The organism is Photobacterium proteolyticum (genome assembly GCF_001939735.1).
GTDB lineage: Bacteria > Pseudomonadota > Gammaproteobacteria > Enterobacterales > Vibrionaceae > Photobacterium > Photobacterium proteolyticum.
This window is the reverse complement of sequence record NZ_MJIL01000090.1, coordinates 84,969-107,225: the sequence shown is the minus strand read 5'-3', so window position 1 is coordinate 107,225 and position 22,257 is coordinate 84,969. Positions and strand designations below refer to the sequence as shown.

Here is a 22,257-nt window from a genome sequence, read left to right as displayed (position 1 = left end):
GTTCCTGTCTGTTAGGCCTTAACCACTTTCACCGCACATTTCTTGAAGTCGGTTTCTTTTGAAAGTGGATCCGTGGCATCCAGCGTGAGCTTGTTCGTCAGCTGGCTGGCATCGAAGAACGGCATATATACCAATCCCTGCGGTACCCTGTTCCGTCCCCGTGTTTCGACATGGGACAGTACTTCCCCGCGACGAGAGGCAATCTTAATCGCATCGCCACGGCGCAGACCGCGCTTCTTGGCATCCAGCGGATGCATATAAACCACAGCATCGGGGTACGAACGGTAAAGCTCAGGCACACGACGCGTCATCGAGCCGGTATGCCAGTGTTCAAGTACCCGGCCAGTAGAGAGCCAAAGATCGTATTCCTCATCCGGTGATTCCGCTGCCGGCTCATATGGCAACGCAAAGATCACAGCTTTTTTATCCGGCTTGCCATAGAAGGCAAACTCTTCACCTTTGTTGACATAAGGGTCATAGCCTTCGGCATAACGCCAGACGGTTTCCTTGCCGTCGACTACAGGCCAGCGTAAACCTCGAGACTGGTGATACATATCGAACGGAGCCAAATCGTGGGCATGGCCACGGCCAAAGTAGGCATATTCTTCGAACAGGCCTTTCTGGACATAGAAGCCAAAGTCACGCGATTCGTCATTGAGCTGATCCGCCGCCAGCTCATCAGTACTGAACTTATTGACCGTGCCGTTTTCAAACAGCACTTCGAACAGTGTCTTGCCTTTGAGCTCAGGTTTCTTGGCAATCAGTTCCTGAGGCCACACTTCCTCGACCTTAAAGCGCTTGGAGAACTCCATGAGCTGCCACAAATCAGACTTGGCTTCACCCGGTGGCGAAATCTGCTGACGCCAGAACTGGGTTCGACGCTCGGCATTACCGTAGGCACCTTCTTTTTCCACCCACATAGCCGTTGGCAAAATCAAATCCGAGGCCATCGCTGTCACGGTTGGGTAGGGATCCGAGGTGACAATAAAGTTGGCCGGATCGCGATAGCCTGGCAGACGCTCCTGGTTAATATTCGGTCCTGCCTGCATGTTGTTGTTACACATCACCCAGTAGGCATTAAGCTTACGGTCTTTGAGCATCCGATCCTGAAGAACCGCATGATAGCCGGGTTTCGGCGGAATCGTTCCGGCCGGAATATTCCATTTGGTTTCGCACATCTCACGGTGCTTGGGATTCATCACCACCATATCGGCCGGTAGGCGATGGGCAAAGGTACCGACTTCACGTGCAGTACCGCAGGCCGATGGCTGGCCTGTCAGTGAAAACGGCCCACAACCCGGCTTGGAGATCTTACCGGTCAGCAGGTGAATGTTATAAACGAGGTTGTTGGCCCAAACGCCGCGGGTGTGCTGGTTAAAGCCCATTGTCCAGTAAGACACGACCTTAACGTCAGGGTCCGCATACATCTCTGCCAGCTCGATAAGCTGATCAACCGGTACCCCCGACAGCTCGGAGGTATATTCGGCGGTATAAGTAGAGACAAACTTGGCATAGTCATCAAAGCTCATCGGCGTCGATTTCTTGCTGCCCGGGTTCTTGGCGGCTTTTTCCAGCGGGTGGGTCGGACGCAAGCCGTAGCCGATATCTGTGTCACCCTTGCGAATATTGACGTGCTTGTCGAGGAACTCCTTGTTCACCTTGTTATTGGAGATAATGTAGTGAGCGATGAAATTGAGGATTGCCAAGTCGGTTTGTGGAGTGAATATGATTGGGTTATCGGCAAGTTCATAGCTACGGTGGGTAAAGGTCGACAACACCGCAACTTTTACCTTGTCTGACGACAGTCGGCGGTCTGTCAAACGAGTCCATAAGATGGGATGCATCTCAGCCATGTTCGAGCCCCAAAGTACAAAGGCATCGGCATGCTCAAGATCGTCATAACTCCCCATCGGCTCATCCATACCAAAGGTACGAGCAAAACCGACAACAGCTGATGCCATGCAGTGGCGAGCATTGGGATCGATATTGTTCGAGCGGAAACCGGCCTTGTACAACTTGGCGGCGGCATAACCTTCCCAGACTGTCCACTGTCCCGAGCCAAACATCCCAACCGAGGTTGGCCCTTTTTCCTTCAGTGCCTGCTTGAATTTATCCGCCATCACATCGAAGGCTTCATCCCAGCTTACCGACGTAAACTCACCGTCCTTATCGTAAACCCCGTCGGTTTTACGCAACATCGGCTGGGTCAGGCGGTCTTTCCCGTACATGATCTTAGGCAGGAAATAGCCTTTGATACAGTTCAGCCCCTTATTTACCGGTGCGTCCGGATCCCCCTGGGATGCCACCACCCGGCCGTTTTGCGTCCCGACCAGCACGCTACAGCCGGTACCACAGAAACGACACGGTGCCTTGTCCCACTTGACATTCTTGTCTTCACCAGCAGCTTGGGCAACAGAAACAGGTATCGTCAAACCCGCTGCTGCCGCGGCGGCTGCCGCTGCGTTGGCCTTTAAGAAACTACGTCTACTGACTGTCATTGTTGGCTTCCTTAAGCTCAGATTGCTCATCCATTTGGTGGTACACCAGAGTGACGGTTATTACGCCGGGCATTGTTTTGATTTTCTCGAAGCGTTCTACCAACCCGTCTTTGCTGTCTCCCTCAAGCACCACAACCATCTTTCCTACTTCATTGCTTACAGGTACTTCGGCCCCTTTCAGGCTCTCTATGGTTTTCTTTACCGATTCGGCATGCTCGGCCGACACATACACAACCAAACTGCAGACATGGTAATCATTCATTAATTGAGCCCTCCCAAGCAGGCATCACACCACTCCAAACCACTAAGGAGCGCATGTATAAGCGGCAAAACACGGATGACAGGTAGGGTGTAGGTTACGATTTGGCCCTGCCACTTAAACACGCATTTTTTGTGTGGACTATTAATAATTTATGCTTAAAAAATCGACAAGGCATACCTCTTAGGAGGTAAAGGGTATACCTCTTTGAGATAGATCAAAAAAGCAGCAATGCCGGGGTCACATTTACAACAGATTTCATAATGTGACCCCGTCACCTAGTACCCGATAATGACTCAGTCATGATTTGGATTAACGTAAAACAGGCAAAGATATAAAAAGTGATAATTGAGACATTTATCACTTACGAAAAACCATGTTCATGATTCTGAAATATATTTCGAGACTGGCATCACATCACGTTATGAGTGGATTGAATGCACCAAATCAATTTGCGAGGATTCCCAAAATAACAAAGGATGTGAAAATGATTTCTGTCGCCCTGGTCGATGACCACATCATGGTGCGTTCCGGTTTTGCCCAGCTTCTTAACGTTGAATCTGATATAGAAGTTAAGGGAGAATACAGCTCGGCCAAGGATGCCTTCTCTGCACTGTCACGAGCTGAAGTCGATGTCGCGGTGATTGATATCTCCATGCCGGACGAGAGCGGACTGAGCCTGTTAGAGCGGCTAAAAAAAGACAATCCCGACTTTCGCGCCATTATTCTCAGCATCTATGATTCGGCCTCATTTGTCAGCAAGGCGATAGAAGCCGGAGCCTGCGGCTACCTCTCTAAACGTTGTGGGCCGGGAGAGCTGGTTACCGCCATACGCACTGTTGCCGGCGGCGATCGCTACTTGTGCGCCGATGCCTTGTTCAACCTCAGCAATGCACCGGCCGAGCCCAAAGCACTGGACGAGCTCACCAAACGCGAGCGTGAGGTATTCAACCACCTCATCAAGGGAATGGATGTCAAAGAGGTCGGAGTGGCGCTTTCCATCAGCCATAAAACAATCCATGTCCACCGGGCCAACATTCTCAGCAAACTGAACTTGTCCAACAACGTTGACCTGATCCGATTCGCTCTCCAGCACAAACTACTGGATGAGTAATGAAAGAAAAAAGCCAGACCCTGGGCAAATATTTTTCCTTTGCCTTCAGCTTTGTGATTTTTACCATCAGCTGGTTCTGCCTCTGGAGTATCAGCAGCTATCTTTCGCCCGATCTTTTCCTGGCCGGACTGTTTCTCCCTGTCGGGCTCAAGCTGGCAGTACTGGTACTGACGCCCCGCCGCTTCTGGGCGCTTTATCTCGTCAGCGAACTGGCTATCAGCGGCTGGCTGCTATCGATGCTCCACAGCGAACCTCACGACTGGCTCTTGCTGCTCAGCCCTTTTGTCAGCTATTTCCTCGCCTTCCCCTTTTCTTCATTCTGGCAAGAACTGACTACCTATTGGCAACGACTGCTGGCACTGGTTGCACTGGTTCTGGTTCACGGCCTGGCAATCGGCCTGATGATACTGCTGCTGAGCAAACCTCTGGCCTTCCCTGCTGGTTACGCTTTTTCCGGCACCATTAGCGCGATTACCGGCGGGATCCTGCTGACCCCGTTTTTCTACCTGCTCTATGACTATCTCAACAAAGTCTGGGAACCGTTAAGCCCTACGCTGATCCATCAGGAAATCACTATCAGGCCTTCCGCCCTGTTGTGGACGATCGCGTTTTTCTCTATCGGCCTGTTCGCCGAGCTCACCTTCATCGATCAGATGGAGCCGCTGGTTCTGCTGGTAATGCTCTTGCCCAATATTTTTATGGCCTACCGCTACGGCTGGCAGGGCGGGGTACTGGCCTCGGTAATGAACAGTATATTGCTAACCACGGCGCGGCAGATCTCCGGCTCTTTTTCCAGCGATCAGGAGCTAAAAGTCTTTATCACGACCCAGGCACTGGTAGGGCTCGGGCTCGGGATAGCCATCAGCCGTCAATACCTGCTGTCCCAGCGGCTACAGCAGGTCAACCAGGAACTGGCGCGAGAGCTGAATAACAAACAACACCTTGCCCGGCAGCTGGTTCAGGTCGAGGAAGATATCCGCAAATCCGTTGCCAGAGAGCTCCATGACGAAATCGGCCAGAACATCACGGCCATCCAGATCCAGGCCATGCTTGCCAACCGGACCTCCCAGGAAGAAAACACCAAGAACATTGCCGACGCTATTCACTCATTGTCGATGCGGATCCATGGCTCAACCCGGCAGTTGTTAACCCAACTGCGTCCGCAGATCCTTGATGAGCTCGGGCTGGAAAACGCCCTGCGTCAACTGGCCCACGAAATGAAATTTGCCGAGCGCAATATCGACTTTCAGTTCAATATCGGTATCGCCAACCATAAACTGGACGATATTACCGCCGTCACCCTCTACCGCATTGTGCAAGAACTCCTCAACAATGTAAGCAAGCACTCACAAGCCACCGAGGTACAGCTCAGTTTGATGCCGGGGACCATGTTTAGTCTGGAGCTGCGTGACAACGGCTGCGGCCTGCCCGACAACTGGCGCACCAAGGGGCAAGGGCTGAAAGGTATCGAGGAACGGGTCAGCGCATTGGGTGGAAGCCTTTCCATCCAGTCCGGTCCCGGCACGCGATTTATTGTTAACTTGCCCACAAAAATGCCAACAACCGAGACAAACTAGGAAATTTTCCTAGGCATTTAAAAACCTGTCTCATCCATTTCAGTAATCGTTTACGTACTATCGATTCAGCAATAGGGAGATAGCGCCGCCATGATGGGTTTTCTTACATCAGAACAGCCAGCGCAGACCATATCGGACAAACAGCAAATTGACGCCACCTACAAACACTGGCGCTTACATTTAATGTTTTCGATGTATATCGGCTACGGCGTTTTTTATTTCACCCGAAAAAGTCTGAACTTCGCCATGCCGGCAATGCTGGCAGATTTAGGCCTGACGCATTCAGATATCGGCTTTCTCGGCACCCTATTCTATATCACCTACGGGATCTCGAAGTTTGTATCCGGGATGGTGAGTGATCAGTCCAACCCAAGCTACTTTATGGGGCTGGGCTTGATAGCAACAGGCATCATCAATATTTGTTTCGGATTGAGCTCGTCGCTGATGATGTTCGCCGTATTGTGGACATGCAATGCCTTCTTTCAGGGCTGGGGCTGGCCGCCATGTGCCAAGCTGCTTACCACCTGGTATTCACGTTCCGAACGTGGTTTCTGGTGGTCAATCTGGAATACCTGCCACAACCTGGGTGGCGCGATGGTACCGCTGCTTATCGGCTTTGCCAGCGTGGCCTGGGGCTGGCGCTACGGCTTTATTATTCCCGGTACGATCGGAATCGTTGTTGGCCTGATGCTGTGTTTCAACATGCGTGACAAGCCGACCACCATGGGCTTGCCGACAGTCGGACAATGGCGCAACGACGAGCTGGAGCTCCAGCAGGAACGTGAAGGGCAAGGGTTGTCATTTCGGCAGATCCTGACCACCTATGTGATTGGCAACAAGTATATCTGGTTGCTGTGCAGCTCCTACCTGTTGGTGTATGTGGTACGGATAGCCGTCAATGACTGGGGCAACCTGTATCTGACCGAACGGCACGGTTTTGACCTGCTGACGGCCAATACCGCGGTATCGATGTTTGAAGTCGGCGGGTTTCTGGGTTCGCTGTTCGGCGGCTGGGGCTCTGACCGTTTTTTCCACGGTAACCGGGCCCCGATGAACCTGATTTTTGCACTGGGGATTTTTATTTCCGTCGCCGCACTGTGGCTAACCCCGATGGACAGTTTTGCCGTGCTGTCAGGCTGCTTCTTTGCCATCGGCTTTTTTGTCTTTGGCCCACAGATGATGATCGGCATGGCGGCCGCCGAATGCTCGCACAAAGACGTCGCTGGTACGGCAACCGGATTTGTCGGCCTGTTTGGCTACCTGGGAGCGGCATTGGCCAGTTACCCGGTATCACTGATTATTGAACAATTTAGCTGGGAAGGCTTCTTCAGCGTGATTACCCTGGCCGCGGCTTCTATCGGCCTGCTGATCTTGCCTTTCGTCAAAGCACAACAGCGCTCTGCAGCAACAACAACCTAGCATTCGGGCTCTCCCCTTTTGTTATTGCAGATCTGCTGACGAATACAAATTTACCGCAGGGTTGCGGTAAACAGCTCAATGCATCCTACCCACGATCTCGTGCATTGAGGCTACATAACAAGCAGAAAATAACCTGCTTGATATAACAAAAGCAGAGGAAACAATAATGAAAGCAAATACTAAACGCAGCTTGCTTGCTGCCTGCATCCTTGGTTCGGCAATGGCAGCTCCCCAAGCCATGGCAGATGGCCGCCTAGTTGTTTATTGCAGCGCTACCAACGCAATGTGCGAAGCAGAAACCAAAGCTTTTTCTGAAAAATACGACGTAAAAACTTCATTCGTGCGTAACGGCTCGGGCAGTACCCTGGCTAAGATTGAAGCCGAGAAGAAAAACCCGCGTGCCGATGTCTGGTACGGCGGTACACTTGACCCGCAGTCTCAGGCGGGTGAAATGGACCTTCTACAGGCCTATAAGTCGCCTCAGCTAGAAAACATCATGGCGGACTTCCGCGATCCTGCCAAGCGTAAAGGCAACTACTCCTCTGCTGTCTACATGGGTATTTTGGGTTTCGGTGTCAACACAGAGCGTCTTGCCGAGAAAGGCCTGGACATTCCGCGCTGCTGGAACGATCTGACCAAGCCTGAATACAAAGAAGAAATTCAGATTGCCGATCCGCAAAGCTCGGGCACCGCCTACACCGCACTGGCGACCTTCATACAGCTATGGGACGAAGACAAGGCATTCGACTACTTCAAGAAGCTTGATAAGAACATTTCCCAGTACACTAAATCCGGTGTAACACCATCACGCAACTCTGCCCGCGGCGAGATCGCGATTGGTATCGGCTTCCTGCACGATTACTCACTGGAGCAATCCAAAGGAGCACCGCTTGAGTTAATCTCGCCATGTGAAGGTACAGGCTACGAAATTGGCGGTGTCAGCATCATCAAGGGTGCACGTAACATGGACAACGCCAAGCTATTCGTTGACTGGGTACTGTCTAAAGAAGGCCAGCAACTGGCATGGCAGAAAGGTAAGTCATTCCAGATCCTAACCAACACCCAGGCAGAGCAGTCGCCAAACGCACTGGATCCGAAGAAGCTTTCTCTGATCAACTACGACATGGAAACCTATGGTTCTTCAAATGAGCGTAAGCGTCTGATCAACAAATGGGTGAACGTCGTTAAGATGGGCGAGTAAGCACTCCGCCACCCCTTAATCATGAGCAGCAAATTCCTGCTGCTCATTTCCAACCACGCAAAAAACAAGATGGTCTCTTGGGGTTTCGTGCACCCTGAAATCAGCAAAAGACGACTTTTATTACGGCAAGCACCGCCACTTTGTTATGCGATAAAACCGCAACAGAAACAGCAACAACAAAAATCAAACAACTAAATTGGTACTGAACAATGAATGACTTAGCAGCTGACATCCCGTCAAGACAGCTCCAAAGTTCAGAACAGCGTGATCCGGTCTTTTACTGGATAATCGCGCTAGTCGGGGCTTTCGTGTTACTGCCATCCTTCGCCCTGGATTACGGGATTTTTGAATCTACCTCGCAGGAGTTCAAAGATGCTATGGGCTGGAGCAGCATGAACATTTCATGGCTGTGGTTCGCCCTGCCGTTAGCGCTATTGCTCCGCCCGTTCAAGGCGCAGAACAAATATGCCAAAAAGCGCCATCACTTCGACATCGGCTACACCAGCTTCTGTATGCTGTTTACCCTGATCACATCCTGGTACACAGAGCAGGGGCTAGGCTATGCCACGATTATTCTGTTTATTGCACTTGGCTGCGTGCTCACTCTGGCACTCGCGCGATTGGAATACCTGGGCGGTGATGTCTTCGTCATCGGCGCTCTTGTCAGCATTGTATCGTTGATCTCCGTCTTTATTATCTATCCGAGCATCGCCATCTTTGTTCCTATGTTTAAAGATGACGCGGGCAATTTCGTGATGTGGCAGTTCATCGACATTCTGTCCCGCTCGCAGATCATTCAGATCATCCTCAACTCAATCACGCTTGGTACCTCTGTCGGGATCACAGCCACTTTCTTCGGCCTGATCTTTGCGATTTATACTACCCGGATCGCCAAACGTTCAGCTTTCATTGCCCGTATTTTCTCTATCCTGCCAATCGTTACCCCGCCGTTTGTTGTCGGCCTGGGTGTTACCCTGATGCTGGGCCGCTCGGGTTATATCACCGAGCTGATGGTCGACTGGTTTGGTCTGCAGCAAACCAACTGGCTGTACGGTTTTACCGGGATCTGGATGGCGCAGGTGCTGGCTTTCGCACCGATGTCATTTATGATCCTCGACGGGGCGATGAAATCGCTGCACCCTTCACTGGAAGAAGCATCCTATACCCTGCGCGCCAATCGCTACCAGACCTTCTTCAAAATCGTCATGCCGCTGCTAAAACCGGCGCTGGCCAACTCTTTCCTTATTATCTTCGTTCAGTCACTGGCCGATTTCAGTAACCCACTGGTGCTCGGTGGCAGCTTTGATGTGCTGGCCACCCAGATCTACTTCTACATCGCCGGCGCTCAGCTTGACTACGCTTCGGCCAGTACCCTGGGCGCAGTACTGCTATTGTTCTCACTGGCTATCTTCGTGATCCAGTATGTCTGGATCGGCAAGCGCTCCTACGTCACCATTTCCGGTAAATCCTATCGCGGTGATGTTCAGCCACTGCCGACATCACTGAAACACGGTGTTACCGGTACCCTGTACTTCTGGATGGCATTCAATGTGTTGCTGTACGGCAGCATTGTTTACGGTAGCTTCACTGTGAACTGGGGTGTGGACTACAGCCTGACACTGGATAACTACATCAACCTGTTCGGTATGGGCATGGGTGAAGGTGCATGGCCATCGCTTATCACAACCATGACCTACGCCGGTATTGCAGCGCCTATCACAGCATTGTTCGGACTACTTATTGCCTACATTGTTGTGCGTCAGCAGTTCCATGGCAAAAAAGTCATCGAATTCGCCACCATGCTGTGTTTTGCCGTACCGGGTACCGTTGCCGGTGTCTCCTACATCCTGGCATTCAACGATGCACCGGTCTACCTGACGGGCACCGCGGCTATCGTGGTGATCTCTATGGTAATGCGTAACGTGCCTGTCGGTATTCGTGCCGGGGTTGCCGGGTTGGGACAGCTGGACAAGTCGCTCGACGAAGCCTCGCTCAGCCTGCGTGCCAACTCGTTCAAGACCATCACCCATATCCTGATCCCGCTACTGCGCCCGGCCATCCTGTCGACGCTGATCTACAGCTTCGTCCGAGCCATGACAACAGTCAGTGCGATTATCTTCCTGGTCACACCGGAAACCCGCGTTGCGACCTCGTACATCCTTAACCGAGTCGAAGACGGCGAATACGGTATTGCCATCGCCTATGGTTCGATTCTGATTTTCGTGATGCTCGGCATCATCCTAACTTTTGATTTCCTTGTCGGCGAAGCCCGTGTTTCGCGCTCAAGAGCCAACAACCAAGAATAACAACTGGAGACACTTCCCATGGCAAATGACAACTTTGTAGTACTTAAAAATGTCTGCAAGCGCTTTGGCGACAACACGGTAATTGGCAACCTTGATCTTGAAATCAAAAAAGGCAGCCTGGTTACCCTGCTCGGCCCTTCTGGTTGTGGCAAGACTACGGTACTTCGCCTGGTGGCCGGTTTAGAAAAACCTACCAGCGGCCAGATTTATATCGACGGCGAGGATGTCACCAACACCTCAATCCAGCACCGTGATATCTGTATGGTATTCCAGTCCTATGCACTGTTCCCGCACATGTCGCTGCATGACAATGTCGGCTACGGCCTGAAAATGCTCAAGCTACCCGCAGCCGAGATCAAGCAGCGAGTCGATGAGGCCCTGAAGCTGGTCGATCTGGAAGGGTTTGGCGATCGTTTTGTTGACCAGATCTCCGGCGGCCAGCAACAACGTGTTGCCCTGGCCCGTGCCCTTGTTCTCAAACCCAAGGTGCTACTATTTGATGAACCGTTAAGTAACCTCGATGCCAACCTGCGTCGTAACATGCGGGAAACGATCCGCGAACTGCAGCAAAGGTTCAACATCACCTCGCTTTATGTTACCCACGACCAAACCGAGGCTTTTGCGGTCTCCGATACGGTTATCGTCATGAAAGACGGCGATATCATGCAGCAGGGCTCGCCTGACGAGCTTTACAAGTCTCCGGCTTCTATGTTTATGGCGAACTTCATGGGTGATGCCAACATCTTCTCGGGAAGCTATGACGGCCAGCATATTGATATCAACGGCTACAAAGTCCCGGCAGATCCAGATGTTGTCGACGGCAAGGCACCGGGTAGCTATAAGATTGGTGTTCGCCCGGAAGCTATTTTACTGGCTCATGAAGGTGAACCTTGCCAGCAGTGTATTGTTGAAAGCGTAGTGTACATGGGCTCCATGTATGAAGTCTCGGTACGTTGGCATGATCAGGAGCTGCTGCTACAACTCAACTCCTCGCAGTTCGATGCCAATCTGTCCGACCATGCGTACCTGACGATTAACCCGAGCAACCTGTTCCTGCTGGCAGAAAATAGTTAAATACCGTTAGCAACAATCATAACCACCTCAAGCGCCTCTAACCCCACGAGGCGCTTTTTTCTGCCCAGATCGCTCTCTATACCCTTCGCCTCTGATAGAATACAACCCGAAACATATGAAAAATAACAATTCAAGGACAGTCGCCGTGAGCAAGTCAACCTCTGCCGGGTCCCCGGTTCACTCGCAACAAACACCTAATTCTCAACATCCCGTTCTTACCCAAATCAATGTCTTTCCCGTTAAATCCATCGGAGGACTCAGCCAGTCTCAGGCATGGGTAGAAAAACAAGGACTCTGCTTTGATCGGCGTTTCATGGTAGCCAAAATAGACGGCAGTATGCTCACTGCCCGTAAATATCCGGAGCTGGTAAAAGTAACGGCAACCCTGCAGCCCCACGGGCTGACATTGAGCTTTCCGAATATGTCACCATTGGTCCTGAAATATGCCGACTTTACGATGAACGAGGCCAATACACAGGTTTGGAATGACTCCTTCAGTGCCTATACGACCCTGTCAAAAGCCGATGCCTGGTTCAGCCATATTACTGGCGAACCCGTCCGCTTGCTTTACACTGGCGAACAGTCGAATCGAGTACGTCCCAAGATCCAGCAAAATGTCAGTTTCGCTGATGGCTATCCGCTACTGGTGATCAGCGAAGCCTCACTCGATGCCCTGAATGAACGTAGCTCACAGCACCATACCATGGATCAGTTCCGTACCAATCTGGTTGTTGGCGGTACCGAGGCCTTCGCCGAAGACAGCTGGAAACGCATTCGAATTGGCGAAGTCGAGTTTGAATCGGTGAAGCCCTGTGCGCGTTGTATTCTCACCACGGTCGATCCCAAAACCGCCCGCTTTAATGAGCAAAAAGAACCGCTGGCCACACTATCCAAATTCCGCTCTGATTCATCGGGTGATGTCTATTTCGGCCAAAACCTCATCGCCCTGAATGAAGGCGTAATTAAGGCAGGTGATAGAGTAGAAATACTTGAATCCAAACCTAAAGAAGAATACCCCGACAACAGCGATCTGAACCTGACGCTAACCTGCGTCGAGCGTGAAGAAATTGCCCGTGATTTTTGCACATTCTGGCTCGAACCAACCAAACAGCAAACACTACCGGCCTACCAGCCCGGCCAACACCTGCCACTTCAGGTCGAGATCAACGGTGAGTTTATTGCCCGTCGCTATACACTTTCTTCGAGCCCTTCACGACCAGGAAAGTACGCTATTTCGGTAAAACGCATCAACGACGGACGGGTCTCAAACTGGCTTCATGACCACTTGATGGTCGGCGACACATTGGTTGCCGAGAAACCAGACGGTACTTTCCACCTTGGCCTGCATACCGACAAGCTATTATTGCTCTCGGCTGGCAGCGGGGTGACCCCAATGCTCTCCATGTTGCGTTATCTTGCCGATCACGATCAGATCCGTGATGTCGTGTTTTACCACCAGTGCCGAAGCCAGGCAGACATCCCTTATCAGCCGGAGCTTGAAGCATTGGCCGAGCAATATCCGCAGCTGAGGGTACATATCGCACTTAGCCGCCCTGAGAACACATGGACTGGTCTCAACGGGCGCCTCTCGGCATCACACCTAGAACACATTCCGACTTTGGCAGAACGTCAGGTCTTTGTCTGCGGTCCCGACAACTTTATGGCCGATGCCAAACACCTGCTTACCGAAGCCGGATTAGATGAATCAAACTATCACCAGGAGGCCTTCGGTCCGGTCAGAGGCAATGTCGAAGCTAACAAAGCCGTCACGATCAGCCTCAATGGCAACCTGTTTCAAGGAGATAACCAGCAAACCTTACTCGAACAGGCTGAAAATGCCGGGCTTTCTATATCAAACAGCTGCCGTGCCGGGTTCTGTGGTGCGTGCAAAGTGACGCTGGAATCTGGCGAGGTCGAACAACCGGACGTACCGGCATTACTGCCTGGAGAAAAGGAGGACGGCAAGGTACTTGCGTGCTGCTGTATTCCTAAGACAGACGTGGAGGTTAGGTCCTAGGTTCCAAGCGAATTATGAAGCTCCTCTTCAATAGCAATGAAGAGGAGCAAAATGCCGAATATCAGCGTTCAATCGCCTTACGGATAAAGCCGTTATTGTTGACCAGCAGTGATTTAGCTTCTTCAGCAGACAGCTGAGCCAAGATCATCACAATGGCGGTCTTACAATGACCGTTACAAGCCTCCAGCGCGGTTTCTGCTTCTTCACGGTTACACTCAGTGGCTTCCATTACAATCTTCTTTTGTCGCTCGACAAGTTTGGCATTGGTAGCTTCAACATCAACCATCAGGTTGCCATACACTTTACCAATTCGGATCATTGCCCCGGTGGTCAGCATATTGAGTACCAGCTTCTGCGCCGTGCCCGCTTTCATCCGGGATGATCCTGTTACCACTTCAGGACCGACTATCGGCGTAATACTGATATCTGCCAGCTCCGTCATCGCGCTTTGAGGGTTACAGCTGATACAGGCAGCGGTGGCACCCACAGACTTGGCATAGCTCATCGCTCCCAGCACATACGGAGTCCGCCCGCTGGCTGCAATCCCAACCAACACGTCGTGCTGATTGAAATTGAGCGCCTTAAGATCGCCTGCGCCGAGTTCGCGGTTATCTTCGGCATTTTCGACCGCTTTGAAGATAGCCTGATGTCCACCGGCAATCAGACCTATCACTTGTTCAGGCTTGGTGCCATAAGTTGGCGGGCACTCACTGGCATCCAGAATACCCAGCCGGCCGGAAGTGCCAGCACCTGAGTAAATCAGTCGTCCGCCTTTTTGAAAAGCTGCAGCAATCACATCCACAGCCTGGGCAATGTCCGGCAACGCCTGTTCGACCGCCAAAGCTACCTTTTTATCTTCGTCATTAATCACTTTCAACATGTCGATCGTCGACAAGGTATCAATGTGCTGGCTGGCGGTGTTACGGCTTTCCGTCACCATTTTGGATAGGTCAATCTTCATCGGGAACTCTACAGTCACAATCACTATACCCAAGCTACCTCAAAATGCTCGTTTCAGCGAGAATTACTTGGCTTGTAGGCTAGGCACAGATTAGAAAATCTAGTGGCTCTAAATTAATAATCGGTAACAACGCATAGAAGCCCCTATCTATTTAATAGAACTGGAACTCGCCCTTTGGGAGTGAGCCAGCGACCCCATTTCTGTGTCAAATAACGTTGAAAGGGAAAGCCATTCCTACCGTCATTTTCCTTGAACTGAGCTCGCTGGTCTCACTCTGAATCCTGCATATTGAGGTAGTTTGGGTATATTGTCTGTAATTCTACGAGATAAACGGCAGGGGCAACATAGCTACATCTAGAATATGCCTAGTTAGTAGGGCTAACTTGCATAATAAATAAGTACCAATCTAATGAGATTATATTAAGAATTAACTATTACTTATCAAAGGTTAAATACTTAGTTCTGTAGTCTGCCGCTTTGGCGAAAATAACAATAAACACCATCACAACTAATAACCCTGGTGCATATTCTATCTTTTCGTTTTCAATGAGTTGGTAACAGCAAAATAAGAAGAAAACATTAACAATTAATAAGTTAACTGCATGAATGACCGGATGTTTAACAGAAAAGCTTGCATACAACTTAAACATGTTCTACTGCCTCATCTACAGGAAGAGATTAAAACATCATGCATATTCTTAGACGCTGAATACTGCTGGTTAGGTGACAAAATTGTCACTTAAGTCTAATCCATTTTGTTCATTTGTGTGCTCAGAAGGCAAAAAAATGCCTGACATGTGGTCAGGCATTAATAAGAAACATCAGGTTATCGCAGTTAGTCTAAGTTGATTGCCCCAATTTTGTGGATAGACAGATCAGCACCGTTGTACTCTTCTTCATCTGTCAGGCGCAGACCAACCGTCTTCTTAATAATCCCGTAGACAATAGCGGCACCGACAACGGCAACGATGATACCAGCTAAAGTACCAACGAACTGGCTTGCTAAGCTAACCCCGCCTAGCCCGCCAAACGCCTCGCTACCGAAAATACCAGCTGCGATACCGCCCCATGCACCACATACACCGTGCAGCGGCCATACACCCAAAACATCATCAAGCATGAGCTTGTTCTGGATGTAGGTAAATAACCAGACAAACAAGGCACCCGCCACCGCACCGGTAACCAGAGCACCAACGGGATGCATCAGATCAGATCCAGCACAGACGGCAACCAAACCGGCTAACGGACCATTGTGAATAAAGCCGGGGTCGTTTTTACCAACAAATAGAGAGGTAATGATCCCGCCGACCATCGCCATCAAACTGTTCACGGCTACCAATCCGCTGATGCCATCCATGGTCTGTGCCGACATCACATTAAAGCCAAACCAGCCAACGGTCAGAACCCAGGCTCCCAAAGCCAATAGCGGAATGTTAGAAGGCGCAAAGGCTACCAGGCGACCACCACGATAACGGCCATTTCGGATCCCCAGCATGGCTACCACCACCAGGGCGATCCAGCCACCGACGCCGTGAACAACCACCGAACCGGCAAAGTCATGGAATGCTGCGCCAAATGTCTCGGTCAACCAATCCTGAAAACCATAATTGCCGTTCCAGATCACCCCTTCGAAAAACGGATAGACCAACCCTACCGTGAAAAACGACCCGACCAACATAGGATAGAAACGAGCACGTTCTGCAATACCGCCCGATATTATCGCGGGGATCGCTGCAGCAAACGTCATCAAGAAGAAGAACTTCACCAACTCATAGCCACTGTTGGCACTTAACTGCTCGGCGCTGGACAAAAAGGTAATATCATAAGCAACCCAGTAGCCAATAAAGAAATAAGCAATCGCAGAAAAGCCGAAATCGGCGATGATTTTTACGAGCGCATTAACTTGGTTTTTTTGTCTGACTGTTCCTACTTCTAAAAAGGCAAAACCGGCATGCATGGCAAGGACCATGATTGCCCCTAACAATATAAATAACGTGTTCGAGCTTTGGATCAATATTTCTACAGCACTGTTGAGGTTTTCCACAAACGTCTCCACATCCTTGTTGATTAATCTTGTTTGCGTTGTGGATATTGCAGATTTTGTGCCGTATTGACCCATTTTAGGGTTCCAGTTTGGACTATCCAACACAGAATGTATCTAAGCTATTGTTTTACAATAAATAAGCAGGAAAATAAGATGCACGTGATTTGTGCATTACACATCAGTGATAGTCGTAAAGTTGCATTTGATGCCCTGAATGTGACTTAAGCTTGCGCTCTTAATTGGTGCAAACCAACAGGAAGTGCACCTTTGTAGTGCTTCGATTATGAGTTGCACCATAAATATTCAGCTCGTCATTTACTCAACTACTCAACCGGCTTGAGCCTGGCTGTAAAGTGTCGCAACACCGGTGGTTCATACTCAAACCTCAATCCTTTAATGTCACTGGCCCGTTTGCAGACCGCGATCAACGCATCAGCAATATAGTCCATGTGATCATTGGTATAGACCCGGCGCGGAATGGTCAGCCGCATCAGCTCAAGCGGCGTCTCCTTCTGCCTGCCCGTTTCCGGGTCGCGTCCCAGCAGCAGAGAGCCAATCTCGACCGCGCGGACACCGGCTTCAAGATAGAGCTCGTTACACAGGGCGTGGGCCGGAAACTGCTCTGGTGGAATGTGCGGCAGGATTTTCTTGGCATCGACAAATACGGCATGGCCTCCTGTCGGGTACTGGATTGGAACCCCACCTTGACGAAGTCGTTCGCCAAGGTACTCAACCTGGCTGATCCTATAGTGCAGGAAGTCCTCATCGGCCCCTTCATACAAGCCCCGCGCCAGCGCCTCCATATCGCGCCCGGCCATACCACCATAAGTAACAAAGCCTTCCATCGGCACGCAACGGGTACGGACGGCCTGAAATAGCTCCTCATGATCACGGATACAGCAGAGACCGCCGATATTGACCATAGGATCTTTTTTGGCCGACATCGTTAGCATATCGCCGTACTGATACATTTCACGGATGATCTCGAGGATAGAGCGGTTCTCGTAACCCGGTTCTCGCTGCTTGATAAAATAAGCATTCTCACAGTAGCGGGCAGAATCAATGACCACCGGAATATCATTGCTTTTCGCAATCTCATACACCGCCCGCATGTTGGCCATCGATACGGGCTGACCTCCCGAGCTATTGCAGGTGACAGTGGTAATAATGGCGGCAATATTCTTCGAGCCGTAATGTTCAATCGTCGCTTTGAGCTTGCCGAGGTCAAAATTCCCCTTCCAGTCTTCATAGGTATCGGTATCAAAAGCTTTCTCAGTCAATACATTGATCGCCTTGCCGCCGTTGAGCTCAACATGCCCTGCCGTGGTGTCGAAATGATAATTTGAAATAAACACCGGCTTATCACCACCACGGACGGTTTTCATTCGTTCTATCAAACACGGAAACAGGATCTGTTCTGCTCCCCGCCCCTGGTGAGCAGGAACTGTCAGCTTGTACCCGAAGAAGTGTTCTACCGCCTCGCACAAATGAAAATAGTTACGGCTACCAGCATAGGACTCATCTCCCATCATCAGGCCTGCCCACTGTGTATCACTCATCGCCCCTGTGCCGGAGTCGGTCAGCAGATCGATATAGACATCTTCGCTTTTTAGCATAAACGGATTGTAACCAGCCTCGATTAGCGCCTCGCGACGATCATTTTCATCGGTCATACGGATCGGCTCAACCATTTTGATGCGAAAAGGTTCTGGAATACGTTTCATTGTCGTTGCCTCATAGATAACGTTACGAACTGCTGACGAACGAGCACAAAAATGCAGGAAATGATGGAGTTATAACGCTGAGGCGGAAGGAAAATCGTGGGACAGGCGAAAATCTTGGTTATACCAGGACGGAAACTCAAGTGTACTGTCTGGCGAATGCAAGTAGGTCTGGCTCATCATCTCCACCTTCCATAACGTATGGCTGTTAGCAAGCTGCTAACGAGCTAATATCGAACAGAAACCTGCGTTGAGTATAGTTAGAGGTCGGCGATAAACGAAACAGCCGCAATAAAATCCCTTTATTGCGACTGCCTAATGATCGTGTCTATCCATTAAACCTTTTTCCAATAAAACGTGTTCCAGATTCAGTTTTGGTCATGAACGGTTTGACGGAATCAAGCGCTGCGCTGATACACTATTACCATCATCATCAGTGGCTTTAAACGTCAAAGAGCGCGCTGATTCCACGTTGCTGTGAACAAAAATACGTCCGTTGTCAGTTGTTACATAAGACTGGGTCGTATCACCCAGGATGGTTACAGTTGCACCGGCTTGTGGCTGACCTGCTTTTTCAACGACGACCCAGGCACCGCCTTTTTGTGGTGAGACATCCAATGTCAGTTCATGTTGGAAATCGGCCAAAGCTGCACCAGAAAAAGTGGCTGTGGTTAGGATAAGAGCGGCAATTGATTTTTTCATAACGTCCTCACTTTCGAGCTGTTGTCTGTGTGGTGTTACGCAGTCTGTCTGCGTGTTGATAATCATCATAGGCGTGACGAACCTCACACTCCATAACGTATTTTGAGAGGTGTTGTTCGAAAAATTTGAGCAAGAATTTTGAATGATATCCGGTCTGAGAGGGAGTTAGACTAATAGTTTCACGCGAAGCCAAGTAATCCTCACCTTCGGCCGACATGTGACAAATGCCATAAAAATCAAAACCTTGAAGACATTACAACATTACACATAAACTTACGTCACATTTTTATGCAAGAAAAATGTTTACAGGATACAAATTTATAGTTAGTGTTTTGTGGTCTGCGACTCAGACCTGAAAATGATTTTCGAAGAACACTTCACACTCCTAGCTTCTCGCCAAAGCCTGCTGTAAAGAAGAACCTCCTAAAGATCATATCGATGATTTATTTCCACTGCCGTCGTGTATGCCAAACAAACTGAACAACTCTGATTGGTTCAGACAATGACTTCGTTTGGTATCGTTGCTATCGACCATGCAGTGAAGCGCTTTTGAGTAGGGTGAGCTCATAGCGGTAAATAGATAAAGGTCAATGAGTTAAAACGATAACAACCGCTAGCCGAAGGCTGCGGGACTAACTTATCTACTCAATTTGATAGCCACAAGCATAACGCTCTTAAAGCATTGTTTGGGCAAAAAGGAAAAATTATGATTTCACAAACCGGTATTATCCGTAGCTTCAACACCAAAGACAAAACTGGCCTAATTACTTGCGATCTTGGCGGCGATATCCGTTTTGATGCTGTAAATATCAACAGTGCTTGCCAACCTGTTTCCGGCAGCTTGGTCGAGTTCATCATGGATGACTCGTCTAACAAACTACAGGCAGTCAATATCCGCTTTATCTAAGCGAAGAAAACTGTATTTCCTACGCTGTGGCACGGTCTGTCGCCACAGCGTCAGAATTATTCACATTAAAAATAAGTGCTTTGTTTTGTATTATCATGAGTAATTCTGTGATTTTCTTCCAAAGACAAATAAAATTCTAAATAACAAGCAATAAACTCCCCATATCGTCATTATTTTGACGTCGCGTTAGTAGTATCCAGCCATATCAGTAGTTAGAACTACAATTCAACTCAACCCAATACATTGCTCTATCGATTAGAGTAAAAGCACCAAAAAATTAATATAAAACCCTATAGATAATTATGGAAAATCATAAGCATTAATGGAAAATAAAGTTCCAATTTGAAAATAATAAAACCATTCTCTGTGAGTATATTTCACTCACAACTATTTTTATGTATTATGCCCACCCCAAAATATATAGATATAAAATATTCTCTCTCATTTGCTTTACTGACAGATTTGTTAATTAATCAAGTGAAGAAGGGCATCATAAAATTAAAATCAAAATGAGGCTGTATGAAGGGTTTAGGATTTAAACATTCATTGATCGTTTCAATTGCATTATGGACAGTTTTGTCAATTGGAGCGGCTAACTATATTTCTTACTTAAATCAAAGAGACGGTTTAATTAACGAGGTTACACGCTCAACCGTTACGTTTGTCAGAGATCAAAGCTCATCCATTGAAGAATTCATCCACCAGAAATCTCAAGGCTTACATAATCTCGCGTCGAAATATAAAGTGAATAATTATACCGACGGACATATCCAGCGCATGATTGACGGTGCTGCAATTGCTAATATCAGTAACTTAATGATTGGCTTTAACGATGGCGTTGCTTATAAGTCCACGTCGGATCCAAAATGGGTAAACTATACCAACCCAAGCACCTACGACCCAAGAAAACGCCCTTGGTGGGCACAGGTCAGCAATGGCTCTGGAGTTATGTTTACTGATGTCTACGCCGACAGCTCAACCAAAAAGTTAATGATCAGCTTTGGTGAAACAGTAAATGACGGAATATTATTAGGCGATATCGAACTAGATTTATTAAATGATGTCGTCAAATCTATCGATATTCCAGGTTCTGTTTCAATGATTATTGATAGTGACACAACAATACTCGCCACATCGACTGGCACAGTTGAAAATGGAAAAAAACTCACCAATTATTCACACCTAAAAGATATCGCACTTTCAACCGTTTCGAGTGAGCAATTAGTTCGGGATTATATAAATTCCGCCGGGTTAGATAAAACGATGTTTACTCACGAAATAAACATTGGTAATAAAAAGTGGTACCTGATGATCGGGCTGGATAAATCGATCACCTACGCTTCTCTCGACTCAGCCCGTGAAGATGCAATCTTTACGACAATTGGTTTTGTTGTATTCGGCATTATTCTGGTAGTGATGCTTCTAAGGTGGCTCTATACACCTATTCTGCAACTAAAAGACACTATCGTCGGCCTTTCTCAAGGTAACGGGGATTTAACCCAGCGCCTGGATGTAAAAACCGATGATGACTTGGGCCAGATTGCACATGGAATAAACTTGTTCATTGAAAGCCTGCAAAGAATGATGCTGGAAATTAAGGATGCCTCTCACCACCTGCATACAAATGTAGCCGCCCTTCAGGCCCAGACTGACGACAACACAAAAATATTGCAAAACCATGTTACTGAAACCGAGCAAGTTGTCACTGCCGTAGAAGAAATGAATTCTACAGCCGAGTCGGTCGCTGCCAATGCAGCAGAGGCCGCTCAATTCACCCAAGAGGCAAATCTGACCAGCGAGCAATCAAAAGGTATCGTCAACCAGGCTCAGGTAACCGTTTCGGCGCTAATCAACGACGTTGATTCGGCAGCCAGCAATGTCCAGAAAATGAGTGATGAAACGCAAAGCATCAATGCCATCTTGACTGTTATCGGTGAGATAGCTGAGCAGACTAACCTGCTCGCGCTGAATGCGGCCATCGAGGCAGCTCGTGCTGGCGATCAAGGCCGGGGCTTTGCCGTTGTTGCCGATGAGGTTCGCAACCTGGCCAGCCGAACCAAGGCGAGTACCACTGAAATCGAAGAAGCGCTGGAGCGACTGCTGCAGGGCAACCAATCGATGGTTGAGGCAATGAATAACACCAAGGCCCGCTGTCAGGAAACAGCCAACGGCGCCACCGATGTCGCTGCCAGCCTGGAAACGATGAACAATTATGTGTCTGAGATTAACGATCTGAGTGCACAAATTGCGACGGCGGCAGAAGAGCAAAGCAGTGTTACACAGGAAGTAAGCCGGAACATGGCAGCCATCAGCGAAATTGTTACCCGCCTTGATAGCGGCGGCACGCACACCGCTGAAGAAACAGCGAATATCGCTGCAGTAAATGCTCAACTCGCTGCCATTGTGGGTAAATTCAAGCTCAACTAAGGCTCGCTATTATTTCTTTGTTAGCAGGTA

16 protein-coding genes are annotated in these 22,257 nt (G+C 49.2%); 9 read left to right on the top strand and 7 right to left on the bottom strand.

The window, feature by feature from the left end; all coding sequences use genetic code 11:
• Positions 1–11 precede the first annotated feature (11 nt).
• Positions 12–2,498, bottom strand: coding sequence for a nitrate reductase catalytic subunit NapA (gene napA, locus BIT28_RS20595; RefSeq protein WP_075766820.1), 2,487 nt, complete (start codon positions 2,496–2,498; stop codon positions 12–14).
• Complete coding sequence (locus BIT28_RS20590) at positions 2,485–2,760, bottom strand: chaperone NapD (RefSeq protein ID WP_075766819.1); 276 nt, start codon at positions 2,758–2,760, stop codon at positions 2,485–2,487. Before BIT28_RS20590 ends, napA begins: the two co-directional genes overlap by 14 nt.
• A 484-nt stretch (positions 2,761–3,244) precedes the next feature.
• Between BIT28_RS20590 and BIT28_RS20585 the strand changes: the two genes are divergently transcribed.
• The 7 genes from BIT28_RS20585 to BIT28_RS20555 all read left to right on the top strand — a co-directional run bounded on the left by BIT28_RS20585 (position 3,245) and on the right by BIT28_RS20555 (position 13,465).
• Positions 3,245–3,871: a response regulator gene (locus tag BIT28_RS20585; protein ID WP_075766818.1), complete on the top strand. Its 627-nt coding sequence runs from the start codon at positions 3,245–3,247 to the stop codon at positions 3,869–3,871.
• The gene (gene uhpB, locus BIT28_RS20580) at positions 3,871–5,448 is read left to right on the top strand and encodes a signal transduction histidine-protein kinase/phosphatase UhpB (protein WP_075766817.1); all 1,578 of its coding nucleotides are present in this window, start codon (positions 3,871–3,873) and stop codon (positions 5,446–5,448) included. The genes BIT28_RS20585 and uhpB overlap by 1 nt, the downstream gene beginning before the upstream one ends.
• 90 nt (positions 5,449–5,538) lie before the next feature.
• Entirely contained in the window at positions 5,539–6,867 is a 1,329-nt protein-coding gene (gene uhpC / locus BIT28_RS20575; RefSeq protein ID WP_075766816.1) for an MFS transporter family glucose-6-phosphate receptor UhpC, read from the top strand.
• Positions 6,868–7,033: 166 nt separating this feature from the next.
• On the top strand, positions 7,034–8,068 hold the full coding sequence (locus BIT28_RS20570) for an ABC transporter substrate-binding protein (RefSeq protein WP_075766815.1): 1,035 nt from the start codon (positions 7,034–7,036) through the stop codon (positions 8,066–8,068).
• Between the two features lie 209 nt (positions 8,069–8,277).
• On the top strand, positions 8,278–10,374 hold the full coding sequence (locus BIT28_RS20565) for an ABC transporter permease (RefSeq protein WP_075766814.1): 2,097 nt from the start codon (positions 8,278–8,280) through the stop codon (positions 10,372–10,374).
• Between the two features lie 18 nt (positions 10,375–10,392).
• The gene (fbpC, locus tag BIT28_RS20560; RefSeq protein WP_075766813.1) at positions 10,393–11,448 is read left to right on the top strand and encodes a ferric ABC transporter ATP-binding protein; all 1,056 of its coding nucleotides are present in this window, start codon (positions 10,393–10,395) and stop codon (positions 11,446–11,448) included.
• Between the two features lie 145 nt (positions 11,449–11,593).
• The gene (locus BIT28_RS20555; RefSeq protein ID WP_425439645.1) at positions 11,594–13,465 is read left to right on the top strand and encodes an MOSC N-terminal beta barrel domain-containing protein; all 1,872 of its coding nucleotides are present in this window, start codon (positions 11,594–11,596) and stop codon (positions 13,463–13,465) included.
• Between the two features lie 61 nt (positions 13,466–13,526).
• Here the strand turns inward: BIT28_RS20555 and murQ are convergent, their stop codons facing one another.
• From murQ to BIT28_RS20530, 5 genes are all read right to left on the bottom strand, one after another.
• Complete coding sequence (gene murQ / locus BIT28_RS20550; protein WP_075766812.1) at positions 13,527–14,426, bottom strand: N-acetylmuramic acid 6-phosphate etherase; 900 nt, start codon at positions 14,424–14,426, stop codon at positions 13,527–13,529.
• Positions 14,427–14,860: 434 nt separating this feature from the next.
• Positions 14,861–15,076, bottom strand: a complete 216-nt coding sequence (locus BIT28_RS20545) for a hypothetical protein (RefSeq protein ID WP_075766811.1) — start codon at positions 15,074–15,076, stop codon at positions 14,861–14,863.
• A gap of 185 nt (positions 15,077–15,261) precedes the next feature.
• Complete coding sequence (locus BIT28_RS20540; protein WP_075767012.1) at positions 15,262–16,470, bottom strand: ammonium transporter; 1,209 nt, start codon at positions 16,468–16,470, stop codon at positions 15,262–15,264.
• Positions 16,471–16,793: 323 nt separating this feature from the next.
• A complete protein-coding gene (locus BIT28_RS20535) occupies positions 16,794–18,194 on the bottom strand; it encodes a tryptophanase (protein ID WP_075766810.1) in 1,401 nt (466 codons plus the stop codon).
• Positions 18,195–18,569: 375 nt separating this feature from the next.
• Entirely contained in the window at positions 18,570–18,893 is a 324-nt protein-coding gene (locus BIT28_RS20530) for a hypothetical protein (RefSeq protein ID WP_075767011.1), read from the bottom strand.
• A gap of 706 nt (positions 18,894–19,599) precedes the next feature.
• Here BIT28_RS20530 and BIT28_RS20525 point away from each other — a divergent pair.
• Together BIT28_RS20525 and BIT28_RS20520 are read left to right on the top strand one after the other, a co-directional pair.
• Entirely contained in the window at positions 19,600–19,800 is a 201-nt protein-coding gene (locus BIT28_RS20525) for a cold shock domain-containing protein (protein WP_075766809.1), read from the top strand.
• Between the two features lie 744 nt (positions 19,801–20,544).
• Complete coding sequence (locus tag BIT28_RS20520; RefSeq protein WP_245823809.1) at positions 20,545–22,227, top strand: methyl-accepting chemotaxis protein; 1,683 nt, start codon at positions 20,545–20,547, stop codon at positions 22,225–22,227.
• Positions 22,228–22,257 lie beyond the last annotated feature (30 nt).

What these genes read in the sequence shown, in the direction of transcription:
- napA (WP_075766820.1), bottom strand. Translation starts at nt 2,498, where the DNA reads ATGACAGTCAGTAGACGTAGTTTCTTAAAGGCCAACGCAGCGGCAGCC.
- BIT28_RS20590 (WP_075766819.1), bottom strand. Translation starts at nt 2,760, where the DNA reads ATGAATGATTACCATGTCTGCAGTTTGGTTGTGTATGTGTCGGCCGAG.
- BIT28_RS20585 (WP_075766818.1), top strand. Translation starts at nt 3,245, where the DNA reads ATGATTTCTGTCGCCCTGGTCGATGACCACATCATGGTGCGTTCCGGT.
- uhpB (WP_075766817.1), top strand. Translation starts at nt 3,871, where the DNA reads ATGAAAGAAAAAAGCCAGACCCTGGGCAAATATTTTTCCTTTGCCTTC.
- uhpC (WP_075766816.1), top strand. Translation starts at nt 5,539, where the DNA reads ATGATGGGTTTTCTTACATCAGAACAGCCAGCGCAGACCATATCGGAC.
- BIT28_RS20570 (WP_075766815.1), top strand. Translation starts at nt 7,034, where the DNA reads ATGAAAGCAAATACTAAACGCAGCTTGCTTGCTGCCTGCATCCTTGGT.
- BIT28_RS20565 (WP_075766814.1), top strand. Translation starts at nt 8,278, where the DNA reads ATGAATGACTTAGCAGCTGACATCCCGTCAAGACAGCTCCAAAGTTCA.
- fbpC (WP_075766813.1), top strand. Translation starts at nt 10,393, where the DNA reads ATGGCAAATGACAACTTTGTAGTACTTAAAAATGTCTGCAAGCGCTTT.
- murQ (WP_075766812.1), bottom strand. Translation starts at nt 14,426, where the DNA reads ATGAAGATTGACCTATCCAAAATGGTGACGGAAAGCCGTAACACCGCC.
- BIT28_RS20545 (WP_075766811.1), bottom strand. Translation starts at nt 15,076, where the DNA reads ATGTTTAAGTTGTATGCAAGCTTTTCTGTTAAACATCCGGTCATTCAT.
- BIT28_RS20535 (WP_075766810.1), bottom strand. Translation starts at nt 18,194, where the DNA reads ATGAAACGTATTCCAGAACCTTTTCGCATCAAAATGGTTGAGCCGATC.
- BIT28_RS20530 (WP_075767011.1), bottom strand. Translation starts at nt 18,893, where the DNA reads ATGAAAAAATCAATTGCCGCTCTTATCCTAACCACAGCCACTTTTTCT.
- BIT28_RS20525 (WP_075766809.1), top strand. Translation starts at nt 19,600, where the DNA reads ATGATTTCACAAACCGGTATTATCCGTAGCTTCAACACCAAAGACAAA.